This is a genomic window from Streptomyces yokosukanensis, from assembly GCF_001514035.1.
Taxonomy (GTDB): Bacteria; Actinomycetota; Actinomycetes; order Streptomycetales; family Streptomycetaceae; genus Streptomyces; species Streptomyces yokosukanensis.
In genome coordinates this window covers 76,850-96,338 of record NZ_KQ948220.1, presented here as the reverse complement: position 1 = coordinate 96,338, position 19,489 = coordinate 76,850, and the positions used below count along the sequence as shown (strand labels likewise).

General features: G+C 73.5%; 16 protein-coding genes. 4 read left to right on the top strand and 12 right to left on the bottom strand.

The genetic code is table 11. The annotated features are described in order from the left end of the window. The first annotated feature begins 226 nt into the window (after positions 1-226). Positions 227-1,399, top strand: coding sequence for an AI-2E family transporter (locus AQI95_RS32420; RefSeq protein ID WP_208614325.1), 1,173 nt, complete (start codon positions 227-229; stop codon positions 1,397-1,399). A 422-nt stretch (positions 1,400-1,821) separates the two neighbouring features. Here the strand turns inward: AQI95_RS32420 and AQI95_RS32415 are convergent, their stop codons facing one another. Both AQI95_RS32415 and AQI95_RS32410 read right to left on the bottom strand, forming a co-directional pair. After that, positions 1,822-2,373: a hypothetical protein gene (locus AQI95_RS32415; RefSeq protein WP_067132121.1), complete on the bottom strand. Its 552-nt coding sequence runs from the start codon at positions 2,371-2,373 to the stop codon at positions 1,822-1,824. A 268-nt stretch (positions 2,374-2,641) separates the two neighbouring features. Further along, positions 2,642-2,932 carry a hypothetical protein gene (locus AQI95_RS32410; RefSeq protein WP_067132118.1) on the bottom strand — a complete coding sequence of 97 codons (291 nt, stop codon included), beginning with the start codon at positions 2,930-2,932 and terminating at the stop codon, positions 2,642-2,644. Between the two features lie 103 nt (positions 2,933-3,035). On the opposite strand from AQI95_RS32410, the gene AQI95_RS32405 reads away from it, so the two are divergent. The 3 genes from AQI95_RS32405 to AQI95_RS32395 all read left to right on the top strand — a co-directional run bounded on the left by AQI95_RS32405 (position 3,036) and on the right by AQI95_RS32395 (position 6,642). Next, the gene (locus tag AQI95_RS32405; protein WP_067132115.1) at positions 3,036-3,977 is read left to right on the top strand and encodes an alpha/beta hydrolase; all 942 of its coding nucleotides are present in this window, start codon (positions 3,036-3,038) and stop codon (positions 3,975-3,977) included. An 873-nt stretch (positions 3,978-4,850) separates the two neighbouring features. Next, entirely contained in the window at positions 4,851-6,110 is a 1,260-nt protein-coding gene (locus AQI95_RS32400) for an MFS transporter (RefSeq protein WP_067132112.1), read from the top strand. Positions 6,111-6,213: 103 nt separating this feature from the next. Then, positions 6,214-6,642, top strand: coding sequence for a DUF6234 family protein (locus tag AQI95_RS32395; RefSeq protein WP_067132439.1), 429 nt, complete (start codon positions 6,214-6,216; stop codon positions 6,640-6,642). A 102-nt stretch (positions 6,643-6,744) separates the two neighbouring features. Here the strand turns inward: AQI95_RS32395 and AQI95_RS32390 are convergent, their stop codons facing one another. From AQI95_RS32390 to AQI95_RS32345, 10 genes are all read right to left on the bottom strand, one after another. Beyond that, entirely contained in the window at positions 6,745-7,581 is an 837-nt protein-coding gene (locus tag AQI95_RS32390; RefSeq protein WP_067132109.1) for a lysozyme, read from the bottom strand. Between the two features lie 156 nt (positions 7,582-7,737). After that, the gene (locus AQI95_RS32385; RefSeq protein WP_067132107.1) at positions 7,738-9,594 is read right to left on the bottom strand and encodes a M1 family aminopeptidase; all 1,857 of its coding nucleotides are present in this window, start codon (positions 9,592-9,594) and stop codon (positions 7,738-7,740) included. A gap of 294 nt (positions 9,595-9,888) precedes the next feature. Further along, positions 9,889-10,545 carry a maltokinase N-terminal cap-like domain-containing protein gene (locus AQI95_RS32380; protein ID WP_067132103.1) on the bottom strand — a complete coding sequence of 219 codons (657 nt, stop codon included), beginning with the start codon at positions 10,543-10,545 and terminating at the stop codon, positions 9,889-9,891. 64 nt (positions 10,546-10,609) lie between these two features. Beyond that, positions 10,610-11,272, bottom strand: a complete 663-nt coding sequence (locus tag AQI95_RS32375) for a spherulation-specific family 4 protein (protein WP_067132436.1) — start codon at positions 11,270-11,272, stop codon at positions 10,610-10,612. Continuing rightward, a complete protein-coding gene (locus tag AQI95_RS32370; RefSeq protein WP_067132100.1) occupies positions 11,269-12,168 on the bottom strand; it encodes an NAD-dependent epimerase/dehydratase family protein in 900 nt (299 codons plus the stop codon). Before AQI95_RS32370 ends, AQI95_RS32375 begins: the two co-directional genes overlap by 4 nt. A gap of 7 nt (positions 12,169-12,175) precedes the next feature. After that, complete coding sequence (locus AQI95_RS32365) at positions 12,176-12,889, bottom strand: nucleotidyltransferase family protein (RefSeq protein WP_067132097.1); 714 nt, start codon at positions 12,887-12,889, stop codon at positions 12,176-12,178. Between the two features lie 39 nt (positions 12,890-12,928). After that, a complete protein-coding gene (locus tag AQI95_RS32360) occupies positions 12,929-13,930 on the bottom strand; it encodes a GDP-mannose 4,6-dehydratase (protein ID WP_067132094.1) in 1,002 nt (333 codons plus the stop codon). 30 nt (positions 13,931-13,960) lie between these two features. Then, positions 13,961-15,331: a hypothetical protein gene (locus tag AQI95_RS32355; RefSeq protein ID WP_067132091.1), complete on the bottom strand. Its 1,371-nt coding sequence runs from the start codon at positions 15,329-15,331 to the stop codon at positions 13,961-13,963. Beyond that, positions 15,328-16,824 (bottom strand): GT4 family glycosyltransferase PelF, encoded by a 1,497-nt coding sequence (gene pelF / locus AQI95_RS32350; protein WP_067132088.1) that lies wholly within the window; start codon positions 16,822-16,824, stop codon positions 15,328-15,330. Before pelF ends, AQI95_RS32355 begins: the two co-directional genes overlap by 4 nt. Before the next feature lie 119 nt (positions 16,825-16,943). Beyond that, the gene (locus AQI95_RS32345) at positions 16,944-19,091 is read right to left on the bottom strand and encodes a hypothetical protein (RefSeq protein ID WP_067132085.1); all 2,148 of its coding nucleotides are present in this window, start codon (positions 19,089-19,091) and stop codon (positions 16,944-16,946) included. Positions 19,092-19,489 lie beyond the last annotated feature (398 nt).

The window sequence follows — 19,489 nt, the reverse complement described above, 5'->3', positions numbered from 1 at the left end:
CATGGCATGGTCGTCCCTGACCGGGGTGGCGTGAAGCACCGCCGCGCGGTTTCGGCCGCCGCCGTGCGGCCGTGTCCTCCGTCCGGATCGCGCACCGACGAAACGTCGCCGTCCGTGGGAAGCCGGGGGCGGACGCGCTCCGCGCGCCCCGGGTGCGGCATGCGCTTACGGTTCTTCCATGTGACCGACCGTCATCAGGGGTGACGGAGAGGAGCTGTACGCGGTGGTGGGCGATGCGGGCCGGCGGGCGGCCGGGCCGGGCGGCGGACGCCGCCGGGGTCGGGTGCCGGGCGGCCGGGCGGCGTACGCGGTACGGCGCACGGCCGCCCCGCGCCCCAAGCCGGTGCCGGCGTCCGTGGTCGAACCGACGGTGCCCTGGCTGCGCGCGGGAGCCGCCTACTCCTGGCGGCTCATCCTCGTCGGGATCGTCGTATACGGCGCCTTCAGCGTCCTCGGCAGCTTCCAGCTCATCGCCGTGGCGCTCTTCCTCGCGCTCGTCGTCACCTCCGTACTGCGCCCGCTGACCGACCTGCTCAGCCGCGTCCTGCCGCGACCGCTGTCCGTCGCCGTGGCACTCGTCGGCAGTCTGCTGCTCCTGTCCGCTCTGCTCGCCCTGATGGGCAACGCGGTGGCCGGCGAGTCGACCCGGCTGGCGGGCGAGTTCCGCGGCGGGGTGCACCGCATCGAGGAGTGGCTGCGGCGACCACCGTTCCGGCTGAGTCCGGGCCGGCTGTCCGAGCTGGAGAACCAGGTGACGCACTACCTCTCCACGCACCGGTCCAGCCTGCTCAGCCGCGCCGTCAGCGGGCTGGGCCGGGTCGTGGAGGTGGCCACCGGGGCCGCGCTCGCGCTGTTCTCCTCGGTGTTCTTCATCCACTCCGGCGAGCGCCTGTGGGCCTGGATCCGCGACAACCTGTTGCCGAGCGGCGCCCGTACGGCGTGGGACCGCGCGGGGCGGGCGGCCTGGCGAGCCTTCGCCGGGTACACGCGCGGCATCATCATCGTGGCCGCCACCAATGCCGTGCTCGTCGGTGTCGCCCTGCTCCTGCTGCGGGTGCCGCTCGCGCTGCCGCTGACGCTGCTGGAGTTCTTCGCCGCGTTCGTGCCGCTGGTGGGCTCGCCGGTCGCGCTCGGCGTCGCCACGGTCGTGGCACTGGCCGGACGCGGACCGATCACGGCGCTGGCCGTGCTGGCGTTGATCGTCGTGATCGGCCAGCTGGAGGGCCATGTGCTGCATCCGCTGGTGATGAGCTGGGCGGTGCGGCTGCATCCGCTCGTCGTCGCGATCTCGGTGATCGCGGGCAGCATCATCGCGGGGGTGATCGGCGCCGTGGTCGCCGTGCCGCTGGTCTCGGTCGTCTGGGCGGTGCTACGGACCCTGCGCGCGGTGCCGCCATGACGGGTTGACGGTCCGACGGACCGACAGGTCCCCGCGTCCACCTCAATTCCCCTGCCCCATACGGGAATTGACGGATATCCGAACAGGGGATCAGTTGTTCCCTGGAACAGGTGATCGTCGCCCGGAAGAGCGACGGGACGGGAGTGACGGGACCATACTTACGGTGTGCGAGCGACGGGCTGCAGACCGTGGTCGACGCACAGGTCCCACTCAAAGACACACCGCAAGGAGCAGTACGACCATGAACGTCCTCACCGACATCCTCGCCGGACTCGTCCACTTCATCGGGTGGCTGGTCTGACGCCACGGGGCGTGTGAAGAAGGGCGGCGTCGTCTCCTCGTCCCAAGGAGGCGGCGCCGCCGTCGTCGTACGCTCCTGCGCGTCGAGCGCCGGCACGCGCCGGCCCGGCACTCCCCGGCCGTCATGTTCCGCCGCGCGCCTCGGCCACCGCTCGGGCTACCGCGAGTCCGGCGGGGTTGCTGGTGCTGATCCGGGTCAGCGGAGTGCCGTCCGGGCGCTTCAGGTACAGCCAGTGGACCGTCGACCCATGGCTGTGCTGCCCGTGCGTCGTGGACTCGGTCTTCTCGGTGAGCCTGACCTCCGGCCAGGTCAGGACATGGGTCCGGGCCGGACCCTCGGTCACGACGATGCCTCGCTCGTACACATAGAGCCGTCGGTCGCGGTGGGTGAGCCGGCTCTCGATCCGGAAGCCGGCGACCGGGAGGGCGACGACCAGGACGAGCAGACAGACGGCGAAGCCCTTCACGCCGACGCCGTACGAGCCGCCCAGCAGGCCCGCACCGACGATCCCGCAGAACAGCGCCGGCATCAGCGACACGCAGCCCAGGCCGGTGAGCCGGCTGCCCATCCACTGCGCATGGGAGCGCTGCCCCAACCCACGTGCCACCGCGGCCCGTTCGGCCCTGTCCAGGGACTCCTCGTCCGCATCCGCGCGCCGTGTGCCCCAGCCCATCGCTCGCCTCCCCGCCTCATGACGACCTCTCGACCAGTTCCTCTCCAGCACGCCCGCGGCCCAACCGGGGCCCGCCGCCGGCGGGCCGGCACGCGGCCGGGGACTGCCCCATGCCCACGACGGACGCGGAGGGCTGCCCCAGGGCCGGTGGAGGCGCGAGCACCGCCGGCGGCGCGCGACGAGCCCGGCGGCTGCCCGGCCGGCGGTGGCACGGGAGCCACCGCTCGGATCACTCCAGGCCGGGGCCACCCGCGGCGTACGCCGCCGTTCAGCCGGTGCCCCGCATCGCCTCGCCCGGTCCTGTGCTCGACCGGAGCAGGAGCCGTCCGCTCGCGCCGGCCGCCAGCAGGCCGGCCACCATGGCGATCAGGCCCAGGCCGGGGCCGGAGGACCAGTGGACGTGGGGGGCGCGGGCGGCCAGGACGACCGTCAGGGCGAGGGCCGCGCCGGGCAGGGACAGCAGGGCCGGGCGGGTGCGGTCGAGGTCGTCCTCGGCGAGCGAACCGAGAACGCCCACACCGAGCGCCAGGGCCCAGACACCGAGTGCCTGCGCATCCACGCGATTGCTCTCGTCAGTCGATAGTTACACGTGTAACATCTCGCTGCACCGACGGCTCCGCGCCGTCGGTCCACCGCCTCGGCCGACGACGGAAGGCCCTGCCATGACCTCCCCCTCTCCCGAACCCGCCCGGTCCGACACGGGCTGGCCGCCGCCCCCGTTCCGTGCCCCCACCCCCGCCGAGACCGGCACCGACGGCGTGCGGCGCTTCCACGGGCTGACCTATGCCACGTCGCCCGGCTACCGGCCGCGCCTGCTGGACGTCCACGTTCCGCCCGCGGACGGACCCGTGCCGGCCGTCGTATGGATCCACGGCGGCGGCTGGCTGGAGGGCGACCGGCGCTATCCGCCGCCCACCGTGCCGGTGGAACTGCTGCACGGAGCCGTCCTCGGCGCGGGCCTGGCCCTGGTCAGCGTGGACTACCGGCACAGCCTGGAGGCGCCGTTCCCCGCCCAGCTGCACGACGTGAAGGCCGCCGTCCGCTACGTCCGGCACCACGCCGAGGACCTCGGCATCGACCCCGAACGGATCGGCGCCTGGGGCGAGTCGGCCGGCGGCCACCTCGCGGCACTGGCCGGCCTGGTCCGCGCCGACGCGCACGGCGCCGGCCTCGAAGGGGTGGAGGGCGTACGGGAGGGAGACAGCTCGGTACGGGCCGTCGTCGACTGGTACGGCGTGTCCGACATCGAGGCGGTCCTCGGTCAGCCCCTGCCGTCCGTGCCGGGCGAGTCCCCGTACCCGAACCCCTTCGACGCCCTGCTCGGCGGACCGGAGAGCGAACGCCGGGAGCGGGCACGCGCGGCCAGTCCCGTGACCTACGCGGCGGGCAGTGGGGCCCCTCCGTTCCTGCTGATCCACGGCCGCGAGGACCGGCTCGTCCCCCACAGCCAGAGCGAAGCGCTGGCCGGGGCGTTGAAGGACGCGGGCGGTGACGTCACGCTGCGGTCCGTCGAGGGGGCCGACCACATCTTCCTCGGCTCCGCCGAGGTGCCCGACATAGTGGCGCACAGCGTGGAGTTCCTGCACGGCCACCTGACGGCCTGAGCGAGGCACGTCGAAAGACGGCGGCCGGCCGACGCAGAGCGCGACTGTCGCGCCGACCGCCCTCGCGCGACTTGCGCCGGCGCGGGCCACGGCCGCAGCACCGACCGCGCCCGCCTGACCGCCGTGGGCTCGGCGCGCCGCACGCCGCCGTCACCCGGCCGCCGCACCCGGCGACGGCGACGCCGCCCGAGACCTCGGCGCCCGCACCCCAGAACATGTGCGCCGGCGGCGCCGCGTACGCGTCGTCGTGGGCGAAGACGCCGTCCGTCCGCGTTCCACCCAGCCGCTCGCCACCTCGCCGACTCGCCGCGCCTCCCCGCCTCCCCGCCTGGACGCCGGACGCGCGTACAGCCCGTCTCCGGCGGGCTCACCCTCGCCCGTGCGCCGCCGCCGCTGCGGGACCAGACATTCGGCCGAGAGCGCACCCACGCGCCGGTCGCCGAAGGGCCACCGCGCGCATTCTCCCGGCCGGCTGCGGCGCGTACGTCTTCAGGGCCCGGACGCCGGCCACCGCGGCACGCCCGCGCCGCCCCCGCGGCTTCGGCGCTCGTGGCGGCCGCTTCCGCATCGCTCGCCCTCCCGCGACTCCCAGGTTCCCGTGGCCGTCGCAACACCCCGGTTCCCGGGATCGCCGCCATCCGGGGGACGGGCGGACCGACCGCCCTTCGCCTCGGCGGGCCGAGCGACAGGTGACACGAGTCAGCAACGAACCGTCCCCCCTGACGCAGACCTCTGTTCAACCGGGCAACCGGGTGCTACACAAGGACCCCACCGCTGGTTACTCGTGTAAGTAGCGCAGTCCACGGAACCGGCCCCTCCCCCACTCGGCTCCGTTCTCCCCCCTCCCCTCATCTCTTCCTCCCAGGAGTCGCCATGCCCCTGCCGACCGAAGATCTCCGGTCCGCCACCGCGCCGGCCGCGCCCGAGTCCCGGCAGCGGGGGCTGATGACACTGCTGCTCGTCGCGAACGCGTCGATGTACGCGGTGTACATGGGGGTCGGATCCGTCCTGCTGCCCACTCAGATCGCCGCGATCGACCCGCACCACAAGGTGGCCGTGCTGGGTCTGATCGGCGGCGTCAGCTCGGTGTTCGCGACCGCCTGCAATCCGGTCGCCGGCGCGCTGTCCGATCGTTCGGGGCGCCGCAACCCCTGGGTGCTCGGTGGCGCGCTGGCCTCACTGGCCGGTCTCGCCGTCCTGGGCAGCGTGCGTACGGCGCTGCTGGTGGGCATCGCCTGGTGCCTGGTCCAGGCGACCATGAACGTCTACCAGGCGGCCGTCACCGCCCTCGTGCCCGACCGGATCCCGCCGGCCCGCCGTGGCACGGCCTCCGCACTGGTGGGTCTCGCCCTGCCGGTGGGCGGCACGCTGGGCGTCCTCATCGCCTCCAGATGCACCGACCGCCTCTCCGCGGGGTACCTGACGTTGGGGCTGGTGGCAGCGGCGGCGGCGGTCCTGCTGACGGCGCTGTGCCGGGACGTTCCGCGCACGGAGGCCGGCGCCGCACCGGCCCCGGCCCTGCCCTGGCGCCGGCGCGTCGCGGCGTCCCTGTCCGCGCTGAACAGCCGCGACTTCCGCTGGGCGTTCATCGGCCGCGCCCTGATGGTGCTGGGCTACTTCTCGGTGGTCGGCTACCAGCTCTACATCCTCGACGACCACGTCTCGCTGCCGAAAGGGCTGCGGGCGGCGGATGCCATGGCCGTCCTCACGCCGGTGTCGATGACGGCGATGGCCCTCTCCACGCTGGTCGGCGGGCTGTTGTCGGACCGGTGGAACCGGCGCAAGGTGTTCGTCGGTGTCTCGGCGGCGCTCGCGGGTGTGGTCATGGTGGTGCCCGTGGTCGCGCCGACCTGGCCGGGCATGCTCGTCTTCAGCGCGCTCAACGGGCTGGCGTTCGGCTGCTTCATGGCCGTGGACACCGCCGTCGTCACCCTCGTGCTCCCCCGCGCGGAGGACGCCGCACGCGATCTGGGTGTGCTGAACATCGCCAACGCGGGCCCGCAGATCGTGGCGCCGTTCGTCGCCTCGGCCGTGGTCACCGCGCTCGGCGGCTACACGCCGCTGTTCCTGTTCGGCGGTGCGCTGTCGCTGCTCGGCGCGCTGGCGATCCTGCCCATCCGTGGCGTGCGCTGAGCCCGCGCCGTCACTCCTGCGCAGGAGCGTGCCGGGCCGGCCGGGAGGGAGTTGAGTACCCGTACTCATGTTCCCGTGCCGCCGGCCCGGCAAGGTGACGGGCATGAACCTCCCCGTCGCGCCACCCGCGTTCGACGCCACCGGCGGCCCGCGGCGGCGCGACCGCGCCGACACCGGTGCGGACATCGGAGCCGGATGCGGCCTGGCGTTCCTGGAACTGGCCGTGCTGGTCGTCGACTTCGGGCTCTGGTTCCTGTCCGGGGTCAGCCTCGACACGGCCGAGCCCGCCCAGACCGACTCGCTGTGGGGCTATCTCACCGCCGCGGCGGGAGTCGCCGCCTTCGCCTTCGCGGCGGCGCTGGTCGCGGCCCGCGCCCGTGCGGTCGTGACCGTCGTCAGCCAGGTCGTGACGGCCGTCCTGGTCACCCTCGTGATCTCGGCCGGCGCCCTGGCGCAGGCTCACGAGGACGGCTCGGCCGGTCGCGACGGGCACTCCTGCCACGCCGTGCCGGCCCGGCCGCGCTGCGGCTGAGGCGAGCCGGGAAGGCTCGACCGTCGTCTCAGCGCGGCGTCGGCCACCGCCGCCGTCCCGGTCCGGACCGTCTCCCTGCCGCGGGGCGTGCCCTGCGGCGGGTCAGCCGGTGGCCAGGGCCTGCAGCCGGTCCTGGACGCCGTTGAACCGGTCGTGGTCCCCGACCGCCTTGCCGGACGAGGTGTACTGCCACATCGTGTACAGCGACCAGCCCGCCGGCAGGGTCCCGACGGTCGCCGCGAAGCGGGCGATCCACAGCGGATTGGTCTTGCCGAAACCGGAGTAGTTGCCGGTGCAGTCGGTCCACCAGCTGGTCGCCGTGTAGATGACCGCGTCGCGGCCGGTGCGGTCCTTGTACCGGTTCAGGAAGTCCCGGACCCAGTCGACCATCCCGCTCTTGGACTTGCCGTAGCAGCTGTCGCCGTACGGATTCCACTCGATGTCGAGCACGCCGGGCAGGGTCTTGCCGTCCTTCGTCCAGCCGCCGCCGTGCGCCAGGAAGTAGTCGGCCTGGGCCGAGCCGCTGGACGCGTCCGGGGTCGCGAAGTGGTACGCGCCGCGGACCATGCCCACCTTGTACGAGCCGTCGTACTGCTGGGTGAAGTAGGGGTTCGTGTAGGACGTGCCCTCGGTGGCCTTCGTGTACGCCCACTTGATGGCGTCGCCCCACAGCGTCGACCAGCCGACGTTGCCCTGGTGGCTGGCGACGTCGACGCCTTCGAGCTGGTTCGCACGGGTGGGCGGGGCCGTGTCCGCACCGACGGCTCGACCGTCGTGAGCGAGGACGCCCATGCCCATGTAGGCGCTGCCGCGCCGCGGTACGGGCGGGGGCGAGGCGGGCTGGGCCACAGGGCTGGACAGGGTGATGAGGAGGCCGGTCAGGACGCCCGTGACAGCCAGGCGTGCGCGGCCGCGCTGGAGGGTTGGTGATCTTCGCACAAGACCATCTGACACGTCGTCGTGCGCTACCGCATCCCAGGCTGCGCCCAACGAGGCCGTGTCAGGCCGTTCTTGGTCCGTATGGGTGGCCCCGGACGGCGTACGGGCCGGCCGGGTCAGCGCCCACGGGCGCCTTCCCCGGCCGGCCCGCCCGGGTCAGCCGTCGATGCGGTGCTGCGTCCAGAAGGAGGTGAGGTCGGTGCTCGTGGCGGCCTGGGCGGCGGCCTTGAACTCGGCCGTGGTCGACACGCCGTACCAGTGCGCGGTCGCGTAGTCCTTCATCACCTTGGCCATGGCGGTGTCACCGAGGACGCGGCGCAGGTCGTGCAGGGCGCACTTGCCGTAGTCGTAGACGACGGTGGAGTAGCGGGAGGAGTGCGCGTCCCAGTAGGCCATGGAGTTGGTGATCTTCTCGCCGCTGGAGGCCCAGGAGACGCTGCTCCAGCAGTTGGCGCCGGTCTTGCCGAGGGCCAGGTCGGTGGCGTAGTCGGTGAACGCCTCGTCCAGCCAGGGGCTGTTGTACTCGTCGTCGCCGACGATGCCGTACCACCACTGGTGGCCGATCTCATGGGTGAGGGCGGAGGTGCTGACCACGTCCAGGACGAAGCCCGGGTACTCCATGCCGCCGAACCAGTAGTTGTCGTCGATCACGGCGTCCAGCTCGCCGTAGGGATAGGCGCCGAAGCGGGACGCGTGGGCGTCCACCGCGGTCTTGGCGGTGCTCAGCATGGACTGGGCGCTGGAGGAGCTGATCCCCGAGACGGAGTAGACGTTCACCGCGACTCCGGCGGAGGAGGTGCCGGAGATCTTGGTGAAGGGGCCGGCGGCCCAGGCGAAGTCACGGACCTTGGACGCCGTCGCCGTCGTCACCGTGCGGCCGCTGGAGCCGGGGGTGTCGGTGGAGGTGCCGGTGGCCGGGACCAGCAGGCTGCTGGGGTGGTCGAGGGTCACCTTGAAGTCGGCGGCCAGGGAGTAGAACGCCTCGCCGTTGTTGGTGTAGGGGTCGAGGTGCCAGCCGGCACCGTCGTGGACCGCGAGGACGGGCAGGGCGTTGCCGATGAAGCTGTAGGCGCCGTCGTGGCCGAAGCGGTCGGCGCCGCTGGGCACGGTGATGCCGAGGTCGAAGCCGATGGTGGCGCTCTGGCCCTGGGCGAGCGGGGCCGGCAGGTCGACCTTCAGGGCGGTGCAGGCCACGGTGGGCGCCTCGGCCGTGCCGCCGGTGACGCCCGTGACCCGGATCGGCATGGCGTCGCAGGTGCCGTGGTAGTTGTCCCACAGCCTGAGGTAGACCTCGTTCAGCGCGGTGGCGGAGGCGTTGGTGAAGGTCACGCTCTCGTGCCCGGTCCACTCGGTGCCGCTGGTGTCGCTGCTGAGGTTCACGGTGTACGAGGGCGCGTCCGGGGTGCGGGTGGAGTCGCCCGGCGGTGGCGCGGTGCCGCCGGAGGTGTCGAGCGCGATGTCGTCGAGCACGAAGCTCGTCTGCAGGCTGGAGTCCTCGGTCCCGGCGAAGGAGAGGCTGACGGTCCGACCCGCGTACGCCGAGACGTCGATGGACTTCCGTACGTACCCGGTGTTCTTGTCGAGGTTCGAGTAGGTGGCCAGCGTCGTGCCGCCGATCTTCGCCGTGAGCTTGTCGTAGGCGGTGGACGAGGTCGTCTCGGCGGTGTCGATGTGCAGCCAGAAGGTGAGGGTGGCCGCGTCGCACCCGGCCGGGATGGTGACGCTCTGGCTCAGGGTGTCGGAGTGGGTGCTGCCGACTCCGTCGAGCCAGGCGTAGGAGCTGCCGCCGTGGGCGGTCTGGCCCTGGCGGCTGGTGACGACGGTGGAGGAGGACGTCGACCAGGACGATGTCCCGTTCTCGAAGCCGCCGTTGCCGACGACCTGCACCGGGGTGCAGGCGGCGGGTGCCGTGGCCGGGCGGGCCGCGGCGGGCGTGCCGGGGAGCACGAGGGCGGCCACCGCGGCGACGGTGAGGGCACCGGCGCCGAGGGCCTTGTGGGGGGTCGATCTCACACGCTTCTCCTTTGCGGCGGCCGGGATTCCCGGCCTGCTCGATGGCCGTGGGCCGACTGGGGTGAGCCGGGGCGGCCGGGGTGGGGCTTGCGCGATCGCTGCAACCGGACGGTGCGCCGCGTCCTCGCGGGGGCGGGCGCGACCTGCCGGACTGTCGAGAGGGTGCCAGATTTGACCGGACCATGCCAGACGGCATGCTGTTGCCCGGCTCCGGCTGCCGCACCGTCCGCCCCTGGGCTCCCCGTTCGTGGGCGGCCGTCGGCCGCGCCCGGCCGGTCGCGGGAACGTACCCGGTCAGGCGGTGCGCAGCGTCACGAGGACCGCCGTCAACGGGTTGCCCCGCGGGTCCTGCCAGGCGCGTGCCACATGGCCGCTCGCTCCCTCGGGGCACGGCGGCGGGTTCTCGGGGACAGGGGTGAGGACCCGGTGGAAGTGGAGGACGGTGCCGTGCGGCGTGGGGACTCGAGTGCCCTGCGGGTCGTCGGCCGGCTCGGGGGTGAAGCCGACCGGGGTGAAGGGGCCGCCGGTGCAGGACAGGACCACCTCGGGGTCGAGCGCGCCGTCGATGCTCTGGGCGTGCGCCTGGACCCTCCCCCCGATCAGGGCCAGCAGCTCGGCGACCAGCACCGGGTCGTGGCAGCCGTCGTAGACCCAGCGCCTGCCCAGCACGCCGTGCTCCATCGTGCCGACCAGCGCGTGCTCCGCTCCCTGCGCCGGAGCGCCGCGGTAGGTCAACGGAACGAGATAGGCGCTCGGTTCGGGGGTGGAGGTGTCCGTGGCCACCATGAACTCGATGCCGACCTCACCGGCCGGGTCCTCCAGCCGGAAGCCGCCGGACTTGGTCAGCACGGGCGCGTCCGGGCCACCTCGGTACCAGGGGCGGGTGGGCAGCCAGCCGGCGAGCAGCTCCAGCTTCGTGGGCTTGAGGGTGGTGTGGTGGATGACGGCCATGCCGGCGCTTCTCCTCCGTCGTACGGACGCTGACCCCCGCAGCTTCGCACACGGATCGCGCCGGTCATCCGCTCGACCCGGCCAGCGCCGGGGTCAACTCGGACCAGGGGTTGGGCGGTTCACCCGTCACCGGGCCGCACACCGCCGCGCCGCGCTCGTGCGCGGTGCGTACGGCGAGCGGGACGAGGGCCTCGGGGACGCCGTAGACGAGATGGCAGAACCGGTCGGGTGGCTGCCGTGCCGTCCAGGGCGGCCGGGTGAACGCCGAGACGTATGTGGACCAGTGCCCCTCGAAGGTGACGGTCAGGTCGGCGAGGCGGGCGTATCCCGGCGCCGGGTGGACGCCCGGGTTGAGCACGACCGTGGCCGCGCCCGTCCGCCGTGTCTCGCGGACCAGGCGGCGGCAGGCCGGCAGGCCGTGCGCGGTCGCGGTCACGCGGTCCAGGAAGCATCCGTCGGTCCGGTACCAGGCCTGGTGACGGCGCACGTCCTCGGTGATGTCGGCCTGGTCCCGGACGCCGTAGTCGGTGTCGACGTAGCCGAGCAGCCGGGCCCCGGCGGTGTGCAGCGCCCGGGCGGCCGCGGTGAAGGCGGGGTCCGGGGCGGTGCCGGGTCCGCTCGCCGGGTTGAGGACGACCGCGAAGGTGCGGTCGGCCGCCGTGATCAGCCGGTGCCAGGCGCCGGGGTCCTCGGCCGGGTGCACGTACAGCGGAATCAGCAGGCTCACGGCACGCGCTCCCCGGCGGCCGACCACAGCGCGGTGAGCGCGTCGTCGAGGGTGCGGGCCGGCCGCCACCCGAGGGACCGGGCCGCGACGGAGATGTCCGAGCACTGCCACGACACCTGGGCGGAGCGCGCCGAGCCGCAGGCACTCTCCTCCAACCGTCCGCGAAACCCGGCCAGTCGGGCGAGTGAGTTCACCAACTCCCGTACGGCGACGGCCCTTCCTGCCCCGATGTTGAGAACGGGCGGCAGCTGTCCGGGGGCTGCGACGGCGAGGGCCACCGCCTCGGCGACATCGCGTACGTCGACGAGGTCGCGGTGCGCGGAGAGGTCCCCGAGCCGCAGGACCGCCCCCGGATCGCGCCCGGCCGAGCGGAGCAGCGCGGCCATCCGGCCGGGCAGGCTCGCCATGGGGGCGCCCGGACCCACCGGATTGCCGACGCGCAGCACCACCCCGTCCAGCGCGGAGGTGGTGATCGCGAGGGTGCCCGCGAGCTTGGTCGCGCCGTACAGGGTGACCGGGCGGGCGGGCGCCGACTCGGTGACCGGGGTGCCGGGCACTCCCGGACCGTACTCGGCGGCCGAGCCCAGGTGCACCAGGCGCGCGGTGGGCGCCGCCTCGCGCAGCGCGGCGCACAGTGCGGCGGGGCCACGGGCGTTGGCCTCGGCCAGCGTCACCGGTGCCCCGCCGGTCGCGCCCGCGCAGTTGACCACGGCGTCGGGTGCGGCCGCCGCCAGGGTCTTCGCGAGCCGTTCGACCGGGTCCGCGGCGAGGTCGACGCCGAACTCGGCGGTGGGCGAACGGCCCGCGGCGAGGATCCGCGCGCCCGGCAGGGCGCCCAGCCGGGCGGCCACGTGACGGCCCAGATATCCGGTGGCGCCCAGGACGAGAATGCGCATGCGGTCCTCAGGCTCCCTTGAGCAGCAGGGACTTGCGGCTGGTGAACTCGGCGTTGGCCCGGTCGTAGTCGTCGGGGCGGCCGATGTCCAGCCAGTAGCCCTCGAACTCGTAGGCGTGCGGCGGGTTCTGGCCGCGCAGCAGGTCGAGGACGAGTTCGTCGAAGCCCAGCGGCAGGCCCGCCGTGTAGCCGTCGAGGGTGGCGCGGCTGAGGCCGTAGACGCCCATGGAGACGTGGTAGTCCATGCTGGGCTTCTCGGTGAAGGCGACGACCCGGCTGGCGTCGGTGGTGAGGACGCCGAAGTCGATGTGGACCTTGCGGGCGTAGGTGGCGATGGTCAGCGGCGCCGCGGTCCGCCGGTGCCGGCGCAGTACGTCGGCGAAGTCGAGGTCGGTGAGGACGTCGCCGTTCATCACGAGGAAGGTGTCGGGCAACCGGTCTCTGAGGCCCAGCAGCGGGCCCAGGGTGCCCAGTGGGCTGTCCTCGGTGGCGTAGTCGACCGCCATGCCCCACTGGGAGCCGTCGCCGACGTAGGCGCGGATGATCTCGCCGAGGTGGCCTATCGCGAGGGTGCAGCGGGTGAAGCCGGCGGCCGACAGCTGGCGCAGCACGATCTCCAGGATGGCGTGCTGGTCGCCGATGGGGACGAGCGGCTTGGGCAGGGCGGTGGTGTAGGGCCTGAGCCGGACGCCCTTGCCTCCCGCCAGGATCACTGCGTGCATGGGCTTCTCCTTCGAAGAGGATCTGACGTGCCGGACGGGTCAGATGTTGTAGATGCCGGTCTTGTAGCGGGCCAGGTTGGCCGGGTCGCGGAAGAACTCCACGGTGTGCGCGAGGCCCTGCTCCAGGCTGTGGGCGGGCTGCCAGCCGGTGGCCGCGGCCAGCCGCGAGGCGTCGGCGACGAGCCGCATCACCTCGGAGTTCGCGGGCCGCACGCGGGCCGGGTCCGCGCGGACGTCGAGGGCGGTGTCCATGACCTTGCCGATCAGCGCGACCAGGTCGCCGACCGAGATCTCGCCGCCCGTACCGGCGTTGAAGGTGCGTCCGAGGACCTGTTCGGCGGGCGCGGTGCCGACCGCGAGGAACGCCTGCGCGGTGTCCTTGACGAAGGTGAAGTCGCGGGTGGGGCGCAGGTCGCCGAGAGTGAGGGTGCGCTCCCCCGCCGCGATCTGGCCGATGACGGTGGGGATGACCGCGCGCATGGACTGGCGCGGTCCGAAGGTGTTGAACGGCCTGAGCGTGACGACCGGGGTGGCGAAGCTCGCGTGGTAGCTGTCGGCCAGCCGGTCCCCGCCGGCCTTCGAAGCGGCGTACGGGGACTGGGTGTTGACGGGATGGTCCTCGGTGATCGGCACGGTCCGCGCGGTGCCGTAGGTCTCGCTGGTGGAGGTGTGCACGAGGCGGGGCGTGCGAAGCGCCCGTACGGCTTCGAGCACGTTGAGGGTGCCGGTGACGTTGGTCTCCACGTAGCTGTGCGGGGCCCGGTAGGAGTACGGGATCGCGATGAGGGCCGCCAGGTGGTAGGCCACGTCGGCGCCTTCGAGCAGGGCGCGGACCGAGCCGGGGTCTCGGACGTCGCCCAGCACGATCTCCACGTGGTCCAGGACGTCCGGGGCGAGGGTCTCCAGCCAGCCGTAGGAGGAGAAGGAGTTGTACTGGGCCATGGCCCTGACCCGGTGCCCCGAGGCCACGAGGGCCTCGGTGAGGTGGGAGCCGATGAATCCCTCGGCTCCGGTGACGGCGGCGAGCGGTGCGGAGGTCAACTGGTCAGTCCTTCCGGTGGATCGGTCGGGTCAGGCGTGCCGGGCGGGTCGGCCGAGCAGCCGCAGCGCGCAGATGACGAGAGCCAGGGCCGCGGCACCGCAGGACAGCGGCAGTGCGGCCGGGCCCGGTGGCAGATGCAGCAGGGTGAGCGCGCCGGCGAGGCCCGCCGCGGTCAGGCAGATCGCGGCCGGTGGCCAGGCTTCGCCGAACGCCTGGAGCAGCAGCGCGGTCCACAGCGTGGCCGCGAGCGGGAGCAGCGTGTCCGGTGCGGCGCCGGTGAGCCGGGCGGCGGGCAGCAGCGGGAGAAGGTAGCCGAGCAGGCACAGGCCGAGGACGGCGGCCGAGCGCAGCCGGAATCCGGCGGGTGTGGCGGTGGCGCGCAGCGCGGCGACGGACAGGCTCCGGTAGCGGTACAGCAGCCATTCGGCGGGGCCCATGCTGATCGTCAGCACGATCACCGCGTACGGCTCGCGTCTGCCCTCCAGTAGCACGAGCAGGCCCGCGGCCAGCCCGAACAGGCCGTACGGCAGGGAGGACGGCAGCGGCGGCCGCCCGCCGCCGGCCGCGGCGGGGACGGCGAGGGCGCCGCGCAGGGCGTGGGCGGTGACGGCGAGCGTGGCCAGCAGCGCGAGCAGCGGCAGCCCGAGCCGCAGCGGGGTGCCGGGATCACGCCAGGGCAGGGCGGCGGCGCCCGCGAGCAGCGGGGTGAGCGCGGCGAGCAGCAGCCGTTCCCGGGCCAGGACGAGCAGGACGCCCGCCGCCGCGAGGTACAGCGACTGGGCGGCCGCCGCCGCGAGCACTGCGGCGCCGCCGGCCAAGGGCACGGCGGCGGCCGTGGCGAGGGCCGCGCCCAGGGGGGCGCCGGTCAGGAGGGTGCGGGCCGCCTCGCGGCGACCGGTCGCCAGCCGTACGTGCGCACGGTGGCCGAGTGCCTGGCCCCATGCCCAGGAGAGCAGTCCGGCGACGATCAGCCCGGCGGCGTGCCCGCCGGGGTGCCACAGGGGTGCGGTGAGCAGGTAGGCCAGTCCCGGCAGGGCGAAGAGCACCCCGCGCAGCAGGGAGCGCACCGGGTCGGGGCGCCACGGGTCGGCCGTGGCCGGCGGTTCCGGGAAGGTCCGGGGGACCTGCGCGTAGAGGGCGGTGGCGAGGGAGAAGAGGTCCGGATGGCCGTACTGCTCCTTGATCTGCTCCGCGGTCAGGCCTTCGGCCTCCAGGAGGGCGGCCACCTCGTAGGGGTGGACGGCGGGGCCGACGCGGTCGGCGAGTTCGGCGGCGAGCCGGCTGACGGCCTCTGGCGCGGGTGTGTGGTCGTCACGGGCGGGGGCGGGCGGGACGGCGAGGCGAAGGGCGAGCGTGTCCCGTTCGGTGCCGCCCGGTTCGAGGGCCATGGGTCCGCTCATCCGGCCAGGCTCCCGGCACCGGCCGGCTGCGGCCGTGGTGTCAACCGCGTTCCCGGCGTGGGGAGTTCGAGGTAGATGGAGCGGAAGGTGTCGACGGTCTGGCGCAGTGTGAACTGGTCGATCACACGCAGCCGGGCCGCCTGGCCCATCGTGCCGCGGCGCTCGGGGTCGGCCAGCAGTTCCAGCGCCGCCGCCGCCATCCTGCCGGGGTCGCGCGGCGGGACCACGAGTCCGGTGCCGCCGACGGCCTCGCGGACGCCGCCGACGTCGGTGGAGACGGTGGCCCGGCCGCAGGACATGGCCTCGATGAGGGTGAACGGGAAGCCTTCGCTGATGCTAGAGAGCATCACGACGTTCCCGGCCGCGTAGGCGTCCTTGATGTCGTCCACCCGGCCCTCGAACGTGACGGCGTCCCCGTGCCCCAGCTCGGCCGCCAGCGCCTCGCAGCGCTCCCGGTACGCCTCTCCGCCGCGCGGTGTGCCGCCGAAGAGCCGCAGCCGGGCCTCGGGTATCTCCGCCCGGACCAGGGCGAAGGCGCGGATCAGGGTCTCCAGGTCCTTGATGGGGTCCACCCGGCCGGCCCAGCTGAGCGTCGGGGCAGCCGGCTCGGGTCCGGCCGGTGGGAAGGCGGCGGGATCCACGCCGTTGTAGACGGTGCGGATGGCCGCCGGATCGGCCCCGCCCCGCTCCTCCCACAGCCGGTTGTAGCGGTTGCCCGGGGTGATCAGCGCGGCGCGGCGGTAGCTCTCCTCGGCGAGCAGCCGGAAGAAGCCGAGGACGACGGCCTTCACCGGCCAGCGGTAGGGGGCGGTGCGATAGCCGAGGTAGCGCTCGCGCAGATAGACGCCGTGCTCGGTGAGCAGCAGCGGTACGTCGTGGCGGGCCAGACCGGCGAGTCCGGGCAGCACGGCGACGCCGCCGCTGACCGCGTGGGCCACGCCGTGCCGGGGCGGCGGTGCGGCGAGCGGGCGCAGGGCGTGCTCCAGCAGGGCGGTGGCGGTGACCGCGTCGTGCAGGGTGGGCCGGGCCTCGCGGACGGCGAGACCGGGACGGTTCCAGACCGCGGCGAGGATGGCGATGGCGCGGTCGCCGCGCAGGAACGGGCTCAGCGTGCCGTCCCCGGCCGCCCCGGCCATCGTGTACAGCCCGGGTGCGAACTGGTCCTCGGCGTGCGGGTCGAGCAGAGCGGTCAGGAAGCGTTCGTAGGCGGCGGCGAGCCGGCGCAGGGCGCGGCCCCGGGGTGCGGAGCCTGCCGGCGGGTCTCCCCACATGGGTACGGAGAGCACCTGGTGGACGTGGGCGGGCAGGTCCCAGACGACGGGTTCGCGTCCGGTGCCGGTGACGGCGACGACCTCGAAGTCGAGGTCGGGCATGCCCTGGACGAGCTGGTCGCACCAGACGCTGACGCCGCCGTGGCTGTGCGGGTAGGTGCCTTCGGTGAGCAGGGTGACGTGCGCCGCGCCGGGGCGGCGCACACCGTGGTGAACGTGCATCGATGCGGCTCCACGGCCGAGGTGTGGGGTGGTCGTGCGGGCTCCGGCCGGCGATGGGCGCCGGGACCCGGGGTCCGTCCGGCGGCGGGTGCGGACGGACCCCTGGTGCGGTGCGCCGTTCAGTTGTCCGGGGCGAAGGGGACCTGTTCGGTCACACCGGCCGGGACCTCGGTGGGCGGGGCCGGGGCGGTGGCCGCCCGGGTGGTGTCCGCGCCGGCGGCCGGGGCGGCGGCGGAGCGCGATGCAGCGGCGGAGGGCGGCAGGGCGAAGGTGAGCGTGTCGCCGGCGGAGGGCGTCCAGCCGGACGTCTCGCCCGCGTAGGCCGTGCCGAAGGCGGTGCCGCCCAGGGTGGTGCCGGTGGGCAGGGTCGCGGTGACGTCGGTGCCGCGCGGCGCCTGGACGGTCACGGTGTCGCCGATGCGGTAGGCGGAGACCCGGCCGGCGTGCAGGGCTGCGGCCCAGGCGGCACGGCGCCGCAGTTCGGTGCCGATGTCCTTCATCCGCAGGTTCACCAGCGGGGTGTTGTCGGCGAACAGGGCGTCGTAGCCGTCGAGCACGCCGTCCAGCACCGGGTAGGCGATGCGGTCCTCGGCGAGGTTGGACTGGTGGATGAAGTGCGGCTTGGGGTCGCCCGAGAGCACATGCCCGAGGGCGATCCGGGTCTCCAGCGGCACGATGTAGTCGTGGTACCCGGTCCCGGTGTCCAGCGGAGCGGGAAGGCAGGTGGTGGTCGCGGGGCTGTCCTCGCAGACGCCGCTGCCGCCCTGGGCGCGGCTGGTGTAGAGCCAGTTGTACTCGTCGACCTCTTCGGAGGCCCTGCCCGCGTTGTAGAAGACGTTCATCGGATAGCGGGCGACGGTGGCGGCGGGTCCGACCTGGCGCTGTGCGGGGTCGCGGGAGTTGTCCGAGGCGAGCCATCCGACCCCGTTGTCGTTCAGTGCGGGGGCCAGGTTGGGGTTGTCCTCGGGCTGCTGGGGCAGGATGCGCAGTCCGGAGTGCTCGCCGGTCACCAACTCGCTGTTGTCCAGCGGGAGTCCGTTGAGCTGCCCCCAGGCGCGGTTGGTGGCGATCTCGTCGTCGATGGTGTTCCGGGAGACCCACTCGGTGCTTCCGTCGGCGTTGGTCTCGCAGGTCCACGGCACCACGGTGGTGTTCTGCGCGCAGCCGAGGAAGGCGTGCGTGTAGGTGTGGTTGACCCAGCGGAACCGGTCGCGGTCGGCGATGAGCCTGTCGGCGAGCTGGTCGACGCCGCCGTTGTCCTCCCGCTGGTCGACGCTGCCCGCGCCGTTGTAGACGAGATCGAAGGTGAAGTGGTGGCTGTCCTGCCAGGCGGTGGCGTGGTCGACGTCGGCCGGGGTCATCCGGATCGGGCTCGGCACCCCCGCGCCATTGGTGCAGTCCACGTCACCGGGTGTGCAGTTGAGCTGGGAGTCCCAGCGGTCGTCGGCGGCGAAGACGTCGTCCACGTGCACGGCGAAGTAGTTGCGGGAGGCGCCGAGGCGGACGCCGCCGGTCATCCACTCCACGATGCCGCGGGCCAGCAGCCGGAACTGCTGCTGGTACCGGTTGTAGACGAAGGTGACGACCAGTTCGCGCCGCCCGTCGTGCCGGTACTCGCCGACCAGCGAGCCCTGCCGGGTGCTGCCGGGTATGGGGGCCTGGACGTACGGCGTGAAGTCGGCGCCGGGCGCGGGCGTCGACAGATAGGCGTAACTCTCGCCCACCGAAGGCGAGTTGTCCTCGAACGGGACGGCGCCGTCGAGGTAGCCGAACGGCCCGGCCCTGCCGGCGGCGGTCACCTGGGCCTGCACGCCGTCGATGCTGCCCGAGTAGCCACCGGACGTGGGGACCTGCAGACCGGCCTGCGGGCGGGCGTAGGTGTAGGCGTCGACCTGGGGAATCGCGTAGCTCTGCTCGTACGCGGCGAGCGCGGTCGTCTCGGCGCTGCCGGCCGCGAACGGGTTGTCGTTCGGCAGGACGACGGCTTGGAACTTGGCGCGTGGCCGCCCGCCGACGGTGTCGGCGAGGAAGGCGGCGTCGATGGTCGGCCGCGTGGAGCTGGTGAGGTCGACCTCGGTGTACGGCGTTCCGGCGGCGTCCAGTTCGGCGGCGATGGCGTCGGTGGCCGGGCCGCCGTCGCTCACCACGAGCACTCTGAGGTCGATGCGCGGTGCGGTGGCGTCGGCGCGGGCCGGGCCGGCCTGGAGGCCGAGCGCGGCGGTCAGCGCGCCGACGGTCAGCGCGGTGGTGCGGATGGTCCGCTTCATGCGGTGAAGTCCCCTCCCCGGGCAGGGGTGAGCACGGCTCCATGGAGCGGACGCACCCCCTTGCGTGACGCCGGGCATCCCCCTCAGAAGCCGGTCGTCGACGCATCCGTCGCGTCACATGGTGATGGCTCTGTGTAGCTTTTGTGGTGGCGTTGCGAAACGTGACGGAAAATCACAGGTCCCCAACCGCCCTCACAGGCAACCCGGGAGACCCCTTTCACGTCCTCGCCCCGAGGGGCCCCGCCGATCGGACGACTCCGTTCCGCCGGTACGGCCCTCGTACGACGCACCGGCGGACCGCGATGGTCCGCCGGGCGAGATATGGAGGGTCCGGGTCGCGCGAGACATCGGGCGGGGAGGCCGAATCATGTCCCCCGGGCCGCGGAACCGGGGCGTCC